15 protein-coding genes are annotated in these 13,642 nt (G+C 52.6%); 12 read left to right on the top strand and 3 right to left on the bottom strand.

What is annotated here, in order from left to right; all coding sequences use genetic code 11:
• Positions 1-245 precede the first annotated feature (245 nt).
• The 5 genes from dnaX (at position 246) to holB (ending at position 4,878) form a co-directional block, all read left to right on the top strand.
• Positions 246-2,045, top strand: a complete 1,800-nt coding sequence (gene dnaX, locus F6I03_RS07385; protein WP_070431481.1) for a DNA polymerase III subunit gamma/tau — start codon at positions 246-248, stop codon at positions 2,043-2,045.
• A gap of 191 nt (positions 2,046-2,236) precedes the next feature.
• The gene (locus tag F6I03_RS07380; protein ID WP_070431494.1) at positions 2,237-2,545 is read left to right on the top strand and encodes a YbaB/EbfC family nucleoid-associated protein; all 309 of its coding nucleotides are present in this window, start codon (positions 2,237-2,239) and stop codon (positions 2,543-2,545) included.
• Between the two features lie 80 nt (positions 2,546-2,625).
• A complete protein-coding gene (recR, locus tag F6I03_RS07375) occupies positions 2,626-3,243 on the top strand; it encodes a recombination mediator RecR (protein WP_070431480.1) in 618 nt (205 codons plus the stop codon).
• The gene (tmk, locus tag F6I03_RS07370; RefSeq protein WP_070431479.1) at positions 3,243-3,893 is read left to right on the top strand and encodes a dTMP kinase; all 651 of its coding nucleotides are present in this window, start codon (positions 3,243-3,245) and stop codon (positions 3,891-3,893) included. Before recR ends, tmk begins: the two co-directional genes overlap by 1 nt.
• A 10-nt stretch (positions 3,894-3,903) precedes the next feature.
• Entirely contained in the window at positions 3,904-4,878 is a 975-nt protein-coding gene (gene holB / locus F6I03_RS07365) for a DNA polymerase III subunit delta' (protein WP_168160483.1), read from the top strand.
• Positions 4,879-4,995: 117 nt separating this feature from the next.
• Here the strand turns inward: holB and F6I03_RS07360 are convergent, their stop codons facing one another.
• Positions 4,996-5,748, bottom strand: coding sequence for a GNAT family N-acetyltransferase (locus F6I03_RS07360; RefSeq protein ID WP_070431477.1), 753 nt, complete (start codon positions 5,746-5,748; stop codon positions 4,996-4,998).
• A 606-nt stretch (positions 5,749-6,354) separates the two neighbouring features.
• Here F6I03_RS07360 and F6I03_RS07355 point away from each other — a divergent pair.
• The 6 genes from F6I03_RS07355 to mscL all read left to right on the top strand — a co-directional run bounded on the left by F6I03_RS07355 (position 6,355) and on the right by mscL (position 10,200).
• Complete coding sequence (locus F6I03_RS07355) at positions 6,355-6,717, top strand: DNA replication initiation control protein YabA (protein WP_070431476.1); 363 nt, start codon at positions 6,355-6,357, stop codon at positions 6,715-6,717.
• A gap of 24 nt (positions 6,718-6,741) precedes the next feature.
• The gene (locus tag F6I03_RS07350; protein WP_070431475.1) at positions 6,742-7,485 is read left to right on the top strand and encodes a tRNA1(Val) (adenine(37)-N6)-methyltransferase; all 744 of its coding nucleotides are present in this window, start codon (positions 6,742-6,744) and stop codon (positions 7,483-7,485) included.
• Positions 7,478-7,786: a GIY-YIG nuclease family protein gene (locus tag F6I03_RS07345; RefSeq protein WP_070431474.1), complete on the top strand. Its 309-nt coding sequence runs from the start codon at positions 7,478-7,480 to the stop codon at positions 7,784-7,786. The genes F6I03_RS07350 and F6I03_RS07345 overlap by 8 nt, the downstream gene beginning before the upstream one ends.
• 11 nt (positions 7,787-7,797) lie before the next feature.
• A complete protein-coding gene (gene rsmI, locus F6I03_RS07340) occupies positions 7,798-8,700 on the top strand; it encodes a 16S rRNA (cytidine(1402)-2'-O)-methyltransferase (RefSeq protein WP_070431473.1) in 903 nt (300 codons plus the stop codon).
• The gene (locus tag F6I03_RS07335; RefSeq protein WP_070431472.1) at positions 8,697-9,734 is read left to right on the top strand and encodes a YdcF family protein; all 1,038 of its coding nucleotides are present in this window, start codon (positions 8,697-8,699) and stop codon (positions 9,732-9,734) included. The genes rsmI and F6I03_RS07335 overlap by 4 nt, the downstream gene beginning before the upstream one ends.
• Positions 9,735-9,810: 76 nt before the next feature.
• Positions 9,811-10,200: a large conductance mechanosensitive channel protein MscL gene (gene mscL / locus F6I03_RS07330; protein WP_070431471.1), complete on the top strand. Its 390-nt coding sequence runs from the start codon at positions 9,811-9,813 to the stop codon at positions 10,198-10,200.
• Between the two features lie 56 nt (positions 10,201-10,256).
• Here mscL and F6I03_RS07325 read toward each other — a convergent pair whose 3' ends face one another.
• Together F6I03_RS07325 and F6I03_RS07320 are read right to left on the bottom strand one after the other, a co-directional pair.
• Entirely contained in the window at positions 10,257-11,372 is a 1,116-nt protein-coding gene (locus F6I03_RS07325) for an NAD(P)/FAD-dependent oxidoreductase (protein ID WP_070431470.1), read from the bottom strand.
• Complete coding sequence (locus F6I03_RS07320) at positions 11,373-12,263, bottom strand: hypothetical protein (RefSeq protein WP_070431469.1); 891 nt, start codon at positions 12,261-12,263, stop codon at positions 11,373-11,375.
• Positions 12,264-12,432: 169 nt separating this feature from the next.
• On the opposite strand from F6I03_RS07320, the gene F6I03_RS07315 reads away from it, so the two are divergent.
• Entirely contained in the window at positions 12,433-13,581 is a 1,149-nt protein-coding gene (locus F6I03_RS07315) for a pyridoxal phosphate-dependent aminotransferase (RefSeq protein WP_070431468.1), read from the top strand.
• The last annotated feature ends 61 nt before the right edge of the window (positions 13,582-13,642 follow it).

Here is a 13,642-nt window from a genome sequence, read left to right as displayed (position 1 = left end):
CTGTACGAGGGAGGGTCAGCTGCTTTTTTGCTAGGAAGGAAGCGCTTGGCTTTTGATCTGGTCCTTGACTATTTAGGGGTTGTTATTATATGAAGGGATCCTTCTCATCTGATGTCAGCAATTCGTTTCTAATAGTTTTAGTTCGAAAGATCACTCGGGCCAAGCTCGGAAAGTTTTGTTATAATACATAGGACAGTGGGAGGAAGCTGCCTCCCCAATCGACCACGAGTAAAGGAGCGTTATCTATGAGTTATCAGGCTTTATACCGGGTCTGGCGGCCCCAGCGATTTGATGATATTGTGGGACAGGTGGCCGTTTCGCGGACCTTGCGCAATGCTATCCGCGAGGGCAAGACCAGCCATGCCTATCTCTTTACAGGGCCCCGGGGGACGGGGAAGACCTCGGCCGCCAAAATTTTTGCCAAGGCGATTAACTGCCCAAATCAGACGGACGGGGAGCCTTGCAATGATTGTGCCATCTGCCAGGCTATTACGGAAGGGACCCTGGCTGATGTGATTGAGATCGATGCGGCTTCTAACAATGGGGTGGAGGAGATCCGCGATATCCGCGACAAGGTCCGCTATACCCCGACTGAAGCCCAGTATAAGGTCTATATTATTGACGAGGTCCATATGTTGTCGACGGGGGCCTTCAATGCCCTGCTCAAGACCCTGGAAGAGCCGCCTTCCCATGTGGTCTTCATCCTAGCGACGACGGAGCCTCATAAGATCCCCGCTACGATTATCTCTCGGACCCAGCGCTTCGACTTCCGCCGTATCCGCAACAGTGATATTGAAGAGCGCCTGGCCTATATCCTCAAAAGTAACGACCAGGACTACGAAGAAGCCAGCTTAAAGATTATTGCCCGGGCAGCTAACGGAGGGATGCGGGATGCCCTCAGTCTTTTAGACCAGAGCCTGTCTTTTGCAGAGGGGAGCCTCGACGCCAAAACGGCTCGCCTGGTGACAGGGACGCTGAGCGAGGACCAGATGTTGGCCTACAGCCAGGCCCTGCTCGACCAGGATGCCCGCCAAGCCCTGGATACTCTCCATCAAATCTTGAACCAGGGTCAGGAAGCCAACCGGTTCGTGGAGGAAATGCTGGCCTTTATCCGGGACCTGCTCATGGCTAAGGAATTGGCCGGTCAAGAATCGGAACTGACCCGGCACTTCTCCCAGGCCTTCTTTGATTTAGCCAAGGACTTTCCAGACCAGGCCCTCTACTTTATGATGGACCACTTCCAAGAGGCCCAGTCCGAGCTCCGCTTTACCAGCCAGCCGGAAATCTACCTGGAAGTCCTCACGATTCGTTTGAGCCAAAGTCTGAACCAGGCTTCGACGCCAGCAGAAACTAGTGCGAGTCCGCAAATGGACCAGGAAAGCCAAGCCCAATTGGACGCCTTGACCGCTCAAGTCAAGGCCCTCCAAGCCCAAGTTGCCCAAGGTGGCCCCGCCAGCCCAGCCAAGAATCAAGCCAAGGCCAGTCCCAAGCGTCAAGCTACAGGGTCGGTGCACTATAAACCTAATTATGGGCTCATCTATAAGACCCTGTCAGAAGCTACCAACACCGACCGCCATAAGATTGAGAGTATCTGGCCGGACTTGGTGGAATCCCTGCCCAATATCCAACAAGCCCTGCTCAAGCAGACCTATCCGGCCGCTGCTTCTGCTGAATATTTCGTCCTCCGCTTCGACTATGCTATCCTCTGCCAAAAAGTTGCCGACGACCAGGCCATCAAAGATACAGTGGCCAAGCGCCTCCAAGAAGGGGTGGGTCATCCGGGCAAGATGCTCATCCTGACCAGCGAGCAGTGGAATGAGGCCCGGCAGAACTATGTCACCGCCCACAAAGCGGGCAAATTGGACGAACTCCTGGGCGACCAAGCACCAGATCCGACTAAGGAAGAAGCTAAGGCAGATGACGCCCAAAAGGCTGACTCTGACCAAAGCCTGCTGGAAGGAGTCCAAGCTAAGGAAGATAATCCTTTGGCGGAAGAAGCTATCAAGCTCTTTGGGGCTGATAATGTGACGGTGGTGGATGATTAAGTGGCAGACTAGCTTTTTCATATTTTGATCCAAAGCTTTTGTCCTAAAATTCAGCAAAGCATTTTACCCCTCAGGTCTTTTCCCTTATAATAGGGTGGAAGCATCTCTATGGAGATACTAAGCGCTATAGGGCTCGGCTTGATCAGGCGGGCCCAGACTACGATTAAAGGAGATTCAAGATGGCCAACAATATGATGAATATGCAGAAGATGATGAAGCAAGCACAGAAGATGCAAGCCCAGATGGAGGCTTCGCAGAAGGAACTGGCAGCGACAACCTTCACGGGGACCGAGCCATCCGGCATGATTAAGGTAACCGTAACGGGAGATAAGAAGGTGGAAAAGATTGACCTCAAGCCAGATGTGGTCGATCCAGATGATATCGATATGCTCCAAGACCTCTTATTGGAAGCAACAAATGATGCCTTGAGCCAGGTAGATGCTGCCCAAGAAAAATCCTTTGGTGGGATCTCTAAGGGGCTATCTGGTTTAGGGTTTTAATAAGGAGTATGTGTGTATGGGGCCTGGCCGAGCTTTGCTGGGCCTCTTCTTTATGTTTAAAGATTTGTAAGGAGGATTCGATGCAGTATCCAGAACCGATTGCTAAGTTGATTGATAGCTTCCAGAAGTTGCCGGGGATTGGGGCCAAGACGGCGGCGCGCTTAGCTTTCTTTGTCTTAGATATGCCGGAAGCGGATGTGGTAGACTTCGCCAAAGCCTTGGTCGATGTGAAGCGCAACTTGGTCTATTGTAGTATCTGCGGCAATATCACTGAGGAAGACCCTTGTGTGCTCTGCGCGGACCAGAGTCGTGACCGGTCCCAGGTCATGGTGGTAGAACAGGCCCGTGACGTTATGTCTATGGAAAGGATGCAGGAATACCGGGGGCTCTACCATGTCCTCCACGGCGTTCTTTCGCCCATGGAAGGGACAGGACCGGAAGACCTGAATATTACCAGCCTCCTGACCCGGCTCCAGGATGAGACCATCCAGGAAGTGATTATTGCCACCAATGCGACGGCTGAGGGGGAAGCCACGGCGACTTACTTGTCCCGTTTAATCCAACCAGCAGGGATTAAGGTGAGCCGGATTGCTTATGGCTTATCGGTGGGTTCCGATATTGAGTATGTGGACGAGATGACCCTCCTCCGTGCCTTAGAGGGGCGGCGGACCATGAATCAAGGGAAGGAGAAAGACTGATGCAGGGACGTTTTATCACAGTGGAAGGACCGGACGGCTCAGGTAAGACAACCCTGATCCAAGGCCTGCTTGCCCGCTTAGAAGCTAACTTATTACCGGACCTTGTCGCTACGCGGGAACCAGGTGGCGAGCCGCTAGCGGAGAAAATCCGTGACCTGATCTTGGATCCGACCCATACCGACTTAGATGCGCGAGCGGAGGCCTTGCTCTATGCGGCGAGCCGCCGCCAGCACCTGGTCCATAAGATCCAACCGGCGCTAGCAGCAGGCAAGTGGGTGGTCTGCGACCGTTTTGTCGATTCATCCATTGCCTACCAGGCTTGGGGCCGGGAGATCGGGGTCGCTGGCATTCAGGCCATCAATGACTTTGCTACAGAAGGCCAGGCGCCTGACCTTACCCTCTACCTCGACCTGTCAGCGGAAGAGGGCATCGACCGCATCCAAAGCCAGCGCCCCGATGAATACAACCGCTTGGACCAAGAAAGCATCGCCTTCCATAAGCGGGTGGTAGCGGGCTACCAAGCCCTCCTAGACCAGGACCAGGGCCAGCGGATTAAAGTCATCGACGCGAGCCAATCCCCAGCGGCTTGTCTGGACCAGGCCTGGGCAATTTTACAAGCGGCCTATCCAGAAGCCTTTCGTTTGAATTAGGGGGGATATGATGTTTCGAATCCAAGCCAAGCAGCCAGAATTGACAGCACTAATGGACCGGGTCCTCCGCCAAGGACGCTTGGGCCATGCCTATATTTTTGAAGGGGAAGCCGGTGCTGGTCAGGCAGATCTGGCGGATTACTTAGCGGCAGCTCTTTTTTGCCAGGAAGCGGATAAACCCTGCGGCCAGTGCCGGAATTGTCGCTTGGTAGCCCAGGGCGACTTAGCTGACTTGGTCCATGTTAAGCCTGAGGGCCAAAGTCTGAAGATTGACCAGATGCGGGAACTCAAGCAGGAGCTCTCGCTAACAGCCATGGGTGGGGGACAGAAGGTCTTTATTATCCATGAGGCGGAGAAGATGACCAATAGTGCGGCCAATAGCCTGCTTAAATTTCTCGAAGAACCCAATCCAGAGGTCTATATCTTCCTTCTGACTAGCCAAAAGGACCGGCTCCTAGCGACTATCCAGTCGCGCTGCCAGGTGATCCACTTCAAGAGCCTGCCCCTGGACCAGGTCCGTCTGACTTACCAGGAGGCTGGCATCAGCCGCCACATGTCCGAATACTTGGCGGCTTTAACCTCGGACCTCAGCCTAGCTCAAGAGCTGGCTGAGGATGAGGTTTTCCAAGACCAGACCAAGCGCTCTTGGACTTGGTTGGAAGCCTTGGTCAAGCAGGATCCCCGGGCTTTCACCATGGTGCAGACGGATTGGATCAAGCAGGATAAGGGACGAGAGAGTAACCAACGCCTTCTGGAGCTGATCTTGGCCTACTTGCGCGACTTGCTCTTGTTTAATTATCAGGAGACCGACCAACTGATCCTCCCCTCTCGCGCTTCAGGCTACCAAGACTTGCGCCGCCAGGTCAATCCGCGCCGCCTTCAAAGCCAGGTCCAATTGGCCCTCAAGGCACAGCGGATGATCCAGGCCAATGTCAGCCCCCAGGCAGCCTTGGAATACTTTGTCCTAGCCAGCTGGCAAGCCTAGCTGAAGCAGCAACTTTAGCTCTTAACGATAAAAAGCGGTCCGAAGCTTTCCGTGCTCCCTTAATCATGGGGAGGCCGGAGCTTCGGAACCGCTTTTTTATTTATCTAGGAGGTCAGCTTAGCTTATGGGGCGGTGGATTCGGCTAAGTAAGCTCAGGGCCTTAAAGCCGAGTCCCTCAAAGACAGCCATGGAAGGATTCTCGATATCCGCTAGGGCAAGGAGGGGCTTAGCGGCTTGCTGGGCCTTTTGTTGGCTGAGCTGGATGATCTGGGAGGCCAGACCTTGCCGGCGATAGTCGGGGCCAACGGTCAGGTTGTCGATCTCAAGGAATTGCCCTTGGTCAATCAGGTCCCAAGTGGCGACAACGCGGCCGTCTTGGTAGGCCAGAAATTGGCTGATCCAGGGATTGCCAGCGGCCATTTGATAGCGTAAGGGCCGGCTGCGTCTAAGGGCGGGATCAATCACTTGGTCAAAAGGTTTTTGAAAGTCTAGGTAAGCTTGCAAGTTCTCTGCCTGGCTGACTTTTTCCCAGTTGAGGAGTTGATTATCTAGCTGAATCTGGCCAGCTGGACTCTGGAAGACTTGGTAGCTGGCCAGCTGGTAATTTTTAGCTTCGAGGGCAGCCATGAGTTCATTAGGGATGCCGTGGTTTTCGGGCAGGTAGAAACTGTAATAGGTCAGGCCGACTTCTTCCGCATAATCTAAGAAGATGTCTTCAAGAATAGCGAGCTCTTCGGCGCCAGGCATGAAGGCTAACTGCAGGCAATTGGTTTCATAATCATCGGCTAGCTGGGGATTGCCTAGGAAGTCAAAGACATCGGTGGGCTCATAGTGGCTAGCATAGCTATATAAATCTGAAAAATGGAACATGGGGGTCATCCTTTCTCTAGTAAGAGACTTCTCAATTATTATACGGGAAATCCCTGGCCTTAGAAAAGGGCTTTTGGGTCTGAAGGATAAATGGCTTTTATGAGCTAAGAAGCGTGCAAACCTGGCTTGCTCACACCCTTCCTAGTCGGGTTCGGTCGCGTAGAAGTGGCTCCTCTTCCCAAAAGCTCGTCGAAGGCTTCCAGCCTTCTCTGATCTTTTGCTCCAGAGGTCCACTCCTACCCGCGCGCCCTCACACCCTATAGTCGGGTTTGACTTGGCAGGCTTGGAGTGATTTCACAAGTCTGAAACGAGCGACTACTTCGCTCTTATTCTGACTTGCTCCAATCATCCAAGCCTAAGCGCCAAGTCTCACACCCTTTATTAACTTTTTTCCTCTTTATGAGCATGTTGGGGTAAAATATGCTAAAATGGATGACTAGGAGAAGAGGGTGTACAAGGGTCTGATGGCTTTGATGAGCTGGATCTAGCTTGTCTTGTTGGCTTGAGGGCTGGCCTGGGACTGACCGGGATACATTTTCTTTTGAATGACTGCGTTTTTGAAACTGAGCTTGGCGGGTTGAGCTAGCTTGATAAAGGAGGGATTCGATGGATAATCGTGAGATGGTTGAGGAGTTTGAGGGGATGAAAGGTCAGCTGACGACTTTGTTGGAGAACTTGGACCGCTTGGAGGAACGTTGGTCGGAGGCGGTTATGCAGAACCATGACTTGCAGATGGAGAACCAGTATTTACGTGAGCGCCTCCAAGAGTTGACGGCACCTGGTCAAGCGGGTCAAGGCGAGGAAGCGGGCCATAGTCCTGAAGACGTGTCTGGCTTGTCTCCGGCCTTGAAGAATCTAATGAATATCTATGAGGATGGCTACCATATCTGTAATATTTCTTATGGCCAGCGCCGGGCTAATGACGAGCAGTGCATGTTCTGCCTGGACATCCTCTACAGCGACCGTTAAGAAAGGATAGGGAGGGGAGAGCAAATGACCGAATTGAGACCGGGGGAACGTTGGGATCGCTTGATGCGGGAAGATTTGGATATTATTCAGAGTGCGGATCATTTTGCCTTCTCTATCGATGCCCTCTTATTAGCCGATTTTGCCCAGATGAAGGCGGGAGCCCGGTCGGTCACGGTTGATTTCTGTACGGGCAATGGGGTCCTGCCCCTGGTCTTAGCCAAAAGGACCCAGGGCCTGGTCTACGGGATTGAATGGCAGGCGGATGTTGCTGATATGGCCCAACGTTCGGTTCAACACAATCAGCTAGCGGACCAGGTTCAGATTATCCAGGGGAATATCCGCCAGGCCCGGGAGTATTTTGCCCATGATAGTGTGGATCTGATTACTTGCAACCCGCCTTATTTTAAGGTCTACCCCCAGTCTCCCCTGAATCCTAACGATAGCAAGGCGGTGGCCCGCCACGAGCTCTTGATGACGGCAGAGGATATCTTCCAACAGGCCAAGATTCTCTTGAAGTCCCGGGGCAAGCTCTACTTGGTCCACCAGGTGGAGCGTCTGTCTGAACTCTTGCTTCTAGCTGACAAGCACCGACTTCAATTGAAGCGGCTTCGCTTGGTCTATCCCATGCCGGAGCGGGAGGCCCATATCGTGCTTCTGGAATTCATTAAGAATGGCCAGGCAAAAGGCTTGCGGGCCGACCCTCCCCTCTACATCCATGATCAGGAGGGCCAGTATTCTAAGGAAGTGGCGGCGGTTCTCTATGGCTAAGCACTACATGTATGTCTTGGCCTGTGCTGACCATACCCTCTACACAGGCTATACCACAGATCTTAAGAAAAGAGAGAAGGCCCATCAGTCAGGCAAGGGGGCCAAATACACCCGGCCTGCTTCTCGCCGGCCCTGCCATATGATCTATGCCAAGGCCTATGCCGATAAGTCTGCAGCCATGTCTGCTGAGTATGCCTTTAAGCACCAGAAGCGATCCGCCAAGGAAGCCTATCTGACCCAGCGGGGGATTGACTTTGACCAAGCCTTGGCCCCACAATTTATCCTCGATCACACGCCCTAAGGAGGTCCAGCATGCAAGAACAAAAAAGTTTTCAAGCGTCAGACCGAGCGAGTCTCTATCTTGTTCCCACCCCCATTGGTAATTTGGAGGATATGACCTTCCGTGCAGTGACGATTCTCAAGGAAGCGGACTTGATCCTATCGGAAGATACTCGCAATACGCAAAAATTACTCAACCACTTTGATATTTCGACCAAGCAACTGAGCTATCATAAATTCAACCACCAGGAGCGCCTGGACACTATCCTCCAACGTCTAGGGGAGGGCCAGGTCCTCGCCCAGGTATCGGATGCAGGCATGCCGGCTATTTCAGATCCTGGGGCAGACCTGGTCCAGGCGGTTATCCAAGCTGGCTATCCCGTTATCCCTCTGCCGGGTCCCAATGCAGCCTTGACCGCCCTCATGGCGTCGGGTCTCGATACCCAGCGCTTCCTCTTTGTTGGCTTCCCACCTAGAAAGAAAAAAGCCCTCAAGGAGAGCTTGGAAGACTTGCGGACTGAGCCAGCCACGCTGATCTTCTATGAATCCCCCTACAGGCTCCGCCAGACCCTCAAAGTCTGTGCCGAGGTCTTCGGTGGTGACCGGCAAGTGGTTGTCGTCCGGGAATTGACCAAGCGCTTCGAGGAGTTTCGCCGGGGGACTTTAGCTGAAGTCTTGGCTTACTATGACGAGAATCCCGAGCTTAAGGGGGAAATCTGCTTCCTCCTGGCGGGCCAGTCAGAGGAAGAAGCCCAGGCTGATCAAGCAGCAGAGGCTCTTGACGAGGACCTGAGCCTGCGTGACCAGGTCCTCGGACGGATGGCGGCAGAGGGCCTGACCTCCAAGGCGGCTATCAAGGCAGTTGCCAAGGACCAGGGACTGGCTAAGCAAGTCGTCTATGCTGCCTACCACCAGATTGAAGGTGGCCAGGGGTGATCATTTATGTGACAGCCTTTACCCTGATTGCCGTGGCTATAGTGATTTTTATCCTAGCCCCGCGCAATGTTTGGGATAATCTGATCTTGATAGCGGGCTTGGTTTGCCTCTTTGTTGCGGTGATCAATGACCAAAACTTCCCGCGTTATTATTGGGTCCACCAGGCCTTTCGCTGGGCCCAAGCCTTGACGGACTATATTGCGCCCCTGCTCTTGATGATCTTTGGGGTCTGCATGTTCTCGCTCGCCCTCAATCTCTTTACCAAGGAATATTCCTACAGTCAATTACTGGTGGGCCTCTGCCTGAGTGGCCTCTTGATTGGGATCTCCCTTGCTCATTATTGGTTGATCTTCACAGTGGAACTCTCGGATAAGCAGGATTGGCTTAGGATTCCAGACTTTGTGATGGCCTATTATGTGCTCTTATTTATTAATTATTTGATCATGTCGGCCCGCTTGTCCTTCCTTGAGAGTCAAAAAGCCCAGGACTATGTGATTGTCCTAGGGGCTTCACTCAGGTCGGATGGCTCGCCCAGTGGGGTATTGGAGCGGCGGTTAGACCGGACCTTGTCTTATCTAAACTGGCATACCTATATCCACGGCAAGCAGCCGGTGACCATCGTCTCAGGTGGTTTGACGGGCTCTGAATTGCCTTATACGGAGGCGGAAGTGATGCGTGATTATTTGCAGGCCCGGGGTGTGGCAGCGGACAAGATCCTCTTAGAAGACCAAGCCGCCAATACCCATGGCAACTTCTACTACAGCAAGTGCTTGATTCAAGAACGCCAACCGATTATTGAAGCTGTCTCTGCAGTCTTTATTACCTCTTCCTACCACCTCTACCGTAGCCAATTGTATGCCAACCTGGAGAAACTCTACCAGGTGAGTGGGATCGGAGCGCCCTCTACCTTGAAGGAATGGACGATCGACAGCTTTCGCGAGTATATCGCCATCCTCTTTATGCACCGGCGCTTACACTTTAGTGTCAGCCTAATCCTGCTCGGCTTTGGTATCATTAATTTTGTACATTTTTAGAAAGAAAGACTTTAAGTTGTTCTTAATTTGTGCTTTAATAGTCTCATAGGAAAACTGATGCATTAAGGAGGCACTTATGTTAAAAGAATTCCGCGATTTTATCGCAAAAGGTAATGTAATGGATATGGCAATTGGGGTTGTGATGGCGACAGCTTTCACCGCAATTGTTAATTCCTTAGTTGAAGATATTATTATGCCGATTGTTGCTTTCTTTACCGGATCGACTGATTTTACAGATATTGTCCTACAGATCGGCAATACCAAGTTGATGGTAGGGAACTTTATCCAATCCATTGTCTCCTTCTTGATCATTGCCCTGGTTCTCTTCTTTGTGATGAAGGGTGTGGCTACCTTGAAGAACACCTTCATGAAAGAAGAAAAAGTGGATGATGAAGAAGAGGAAGCAAAACCAAGCCAAGAAGAAATTCTCTTGACCGAAATCCGCGACTTATTGAAGAATAAGTAGTCGCGACTTATTGAATAAAGAAAACACCGCCTTTTGAAAAAGAGCGGTGTTTTCTTTTAGTCTTCTTTGACGAGGTAAGGGCTGGGGTCGTAGTCAGCGGGGTTGAGGCGCTGGTCTTTGCCTTGGCAGGCTTGGGCCAGCTGGTAGCCGATGATGGGACCGGTAGTGAGCCCGCTTGACCCGAGTCCTGAGGCGGCATAGAGATGGCCTTGGCCGGGAACGGGGCCGTAGAAGGGGGCGTAGTCACTGGTATAAGCCCGGGTGCCGACCTTTACGTCTCGGTAGGTCTCGGGGTCGAGGGCGGGGAGGATGGTCCGGCAGGTATCGAAGATGTTGGCCATGCTGTCCATGTCGATGCTTAGGTCAAAGCCCTTATCATTCTCGTGGGTTGCCCCGAGGTAGAGGGTGTCTTGGCCATGGGGGATGATATCGGCTTCGCCTTCCGGCATGATGAGGGGCCAGTCGGTTACATCCCGGTCATAGACGGTTAACATCCCCTTTTGAGGGCGGATATCGACTTGGTAGCCGTGGGGTTCAAGCAAGTCTCCCAGCCAAGCCCCGGTGGCCAGGATGACTTGGTCGAAGACCTGGCTCTGTCCGTCTTCAGTGACAACGGCGATTTGTTCGCCCTGGAAGTCCAGGCTGACCTTGGCTTGCTGGTAAGTCATGCCCTGGCGCTTGGCAGCGGCTTGGAGGTCCTGGCAGAGCTCTTGCCCGTCGACAATGGCAGCCCCTTGGCGGATGGCGACCAGGTCCTGGTCATAGGTCCACTGGTCGAGCTGGGCTCTCTGCTCAGCAGGAGTGAGAATGTCAATATCCCCAATCAGAGGGGCTTCAGGCCGGCGCGATAGGGCAATCTGGTAGACATCCTCCCGGGTGCTGGGACGCTTCTTGAGGAGCCAGGTTTCTTTAGTCTGATAGGCATGGCTCTCCTGACCAGCAGCTGCCAGGTCTTCAAGCATCTCAGGGTAGAAATGGGCCCCAGCATTGGCCAGGCGGTACCAGGCCTTGTTGCGGCGTTGGGAGAACCAGGGGCAGATGATGCCAGCGGCTGCCTTAGAGGCTTGGCCTAGGCCATAGTCGTAGAGGCTGAGCTCAATGTCAGGGTTTTGGCTGAGATAGAAGGCAGCGGTCGATCCCACGATGCCGCCGCCGATAACGGCAATTTTCATTTATTTATCCTCCTTTTGTTCTTCTTTGGCTCTTTTGACAGTCGAGCGGTTGATGAGTGGCCGCTTGAGCTTCAAAGTCGTCCACTTCTTGGGTAGGTCCTTGGCCACATGGATGTCCATATTCTGTTCGATCGACTTCTGCTTGGCCTTGCGCACCTGTTCTTCAAAGAGGCGGTCAATATGCTGGTCGAGGTGGAGGTGGCGGCTGCTGAAATAGTAGGCGCCAGCGAGGACCAGGCAGAGGGCCAGGAGGAAGACGGGGATGCGGATGATCAAGACATGGTAGGCCAGGGAGAAGAAGGGGATAACTAGGAAGGCCAGGGCCGACAGGATGGCTGCCGACAGGTACATGATATGGTGGCGCTTCTGCCAGAGATGGCCACAAGCGCTCTGGCGGATAAATTTAAAGAGAAAGAACACGCTGGTCGCTAGCATCAGGAACTGCAGGGGTAAACCGAGGAGTGAGATGGGGACCGGCATATTCCAGGCGCTGTTGAGGTCGCCATAGTAATAGAGGCCATAGCCGAACTGGAAGAGGGCAAAGAGCCCGTAAGTGATAGCCAGGTAGATGACCAGATAATAGGCGTAGCGCGAGAAGTTCTCCACATAGCGGGGCAGGTCGAGCTGGCGGAGTTCCTGGCGGGCGTAGGCATGGGCTGGCTTGCCCAGGGCCTCCTTGGGCGCTTGCTTAAGTCTTTGGGCCCGCTCTAATTGGTCCAGGAGCTCGCTGAGCATTTGGTCGACAGGGGCCTGAATCTCAACTTCAGTGATGACATAGCCCTTGACGGCATAGTAGTAGAGCTGCCAGGGCTGTTTGAGCGCTTGGGCCCGCTCTTGGTTTAATTCATAAAGTGGGCGGACGCCCTCTTTTTCGATACTTTCTTCTGTCACAAGGTACGCCTCCTTTAGCGAAAAAACTTAACAGAACTCTCTATCATCTTACCGAAGTAGCCAGCAAATAGCTAGCAAAAGTCATGGAATCCGCTAACTTTTTCATAAATAGTATGTTAATATAAGAAATAAGAAAAATGATAAAACGATAAGAAAATGAGGGATGACCATGTATTACAACCAACGTTTAAATAAACCCCAACCATCTGCGATTCGTCAGATTGCTAAACAAGTGGCAGAAACAGAAGGGGCCTTGAACTTCACAATCGGTGAACCGGACCTTGCAACGGATCCTCGGATTCAAGAGGCCATGACCCAGGCCGTTCAAGCCGGTCAGACCCACTATGCCCCTTCGGATGGGATTCCAGAGCTTAAGGCAGCAATTGTGGCTTATTATGAGAGAGCCCATGGGATGACACTCTTCCAAGACCAGGTCTTAATTACTAATGGTGCCTCAGAAGGGATTGCCCTGGCCACCCACTGCCTGCTTAACGAAGGCGACAAGGTGCTCATTCCTTCTCCCTTCTTTCCTTCTTATGAACTCTGCACGGATTTAGCTGGGGGCCAGGTGGTCGCTGTCGATACTTCTGACACAGGCTTTAAATTGACAGCTGATCGACTCCGCCAGGAATTGGAAGCCCAGCCCGAGATTCGCTTAATCATCCTGAACTATCCCAATAATCCAACGGGAGTTAGTTATAGCAAGGCAGAGATCCAAGCCCTAGCGGAAGTGATTCGGGACTATGATGTCCTTGTCCTCAGTGACGAAATTTATGCGGACTTGGTCTATGACGGTGGCCATTATTCAATCTACCAAGAGATTCCAGACCAAACCATTCTGATGGCTGGGGTGTCCAAGACCTATGCCATGACAGGTTTCCGGATTGGTTTCCTCCACCTGCCTGCCGCCTATTATGGCCACTTCTTTATCTACCATCAAGCCTTGGTTACCTGTGTTTCCACACCTGACCAGTATGCTGCCTTGGCTGCCTACCGCGACTGTGATGATGTGGTCGCTAGCAATCTTTCAGCCTTTAAGAGCCGGCGTCAGGTCTTACTGGACCGCTTGCCTGCTATGGGACTCGATTTCGTTCAGCCAGACGGTGCCTTCTACCTCTTTGGTCGGATCCACCCAGCCTATGGGGATGACGACTTCCGCTTTGTGGAAGATCTGATCAGCCAGGCCAAGGTCGGCGTGGTTCCCGGTTCAGTCTTCGGTCCCGGGGGTAAGGGCTACTACCGCCTCTCCTATGCTGCAAGTTACGAGGACTTAGTAGAAGCCATGGATCGCGTGGAAAAGTTCGTCAAAAATATTTAATCCCATCTCTTGAAAAGGACAAGTTTTGTGCTTGTCCTTTTTTGTTTGAAGCCGATTTTTA

The sequence above is a fragment of the Aerococcus sanguinicola genome, from assembly GCF_008726925.1.
In the GTDB taxonomy this organism is placed as follows: Bacteria; Bacillota; Bacilli; order Lactobacillales; family Aerococcaceae; genus Aerococcus.
The sequence above is the reverse complement of the archived record's forward strand: the minus strand, read 5'-3'. Positions and strand labels throughout refer to the sequence as shown.

What these genes read in the sequence shown, in the direction of transcription:
- dnaX (WP_070431481.1), top strand. Translation starts at nt 246, where the DNA reads ATGAGTTATCAGGCTTTATACCGGGTCTGGCGGCCCCAGCGATTTGAT.
- F6I03_RS07380 (WP_070431494.1), top strand. Translation starts at nt 2,237, where the DNA reads ATGATGAATATGCAGAAGATGATGAAGCAAGCACAGAAGATGCAAGCC.
- recR (WP_070431480.1), top strand. Translation starts at nt 2,626, where the DNA reads ATGCAGTATCCAGAACCGATTGCTAAGTTGATTGATAGCTTCCAGAAG.
- tmk (WP_070431479.1), top strand. Translation starts at nt 3,243, where the DNA reads ATGCAGGGACGTTTTATCACAGTGGAAGGACCGGACGGCTCAGGTAAG.
- holB (WP_168160483.1), top strand. Translation starts at nt 3,904, where the DNA reads ATGTTTCGAATCCAAGCCAAGCAGCCAGAATTGACAGCACTAATGGAC.
- F6I03_RS07360 (WP_070431477.1), bottom strand. Translation starts at nt 5,748, where the DNA reads ATGTTCCATTTTTCAGATTTATATAGCTATGCTAGCCACTATGAGCCC.
- F6I03_RS07355 (WP_070431476.1), top strand. Translation starts at nt 6,355, where the DNA reads ATGGATAATCGTGAGATGGTTGAGGAGTTTGAGGGGATGAAAGGTCAG.
- F6I03_RS07350 (WP_070431475.1), top strand. Translation starts at nt 6,742, where the DNA reads ATGACCGAATTGAGACCGGGGGAACGTTGGGATCGCTTGATGCGGGAA.
- F6I03_RS07345 (WP_070431474.1), top strand. Translation starts at nt 7,478, where the DNA reads ATGGCTAAGCACTACATGTATGTCTTGGCCTGTGCTGACCATACCCTC.
- rsmI (WP_070431473.1), top strand. Translation starts at nt 7,798, where the DNA reads ATGCAAGAACAAAAAAGTTTTCAAGCGTCAGACCGAGCGAGTCTCTAT.
- mscL (WP_070431471.1), top strand. Translation starts at nt 9,811, where the DNA reads ATGTTAAAAGAATTCCGCGATTTTATCGCAAAAGGTAATGTAATGGAT.
- F6I03_RS07325 (WP_070431470.1), bottom strand. Translation starts at nt 11,372, where the DNA reads ATGAAAATTGCCGTTATCGGCGGCGGCATCGTGGGATCGACCGCTGCC.
- F6I03_RS07315 (WP_070431468.1), top strand. Translation starts at nt 12,433, where the DNA reads ATGTATTACAACCAACGTTTAAATAAACCCCAACCATCTGCGATTCGT.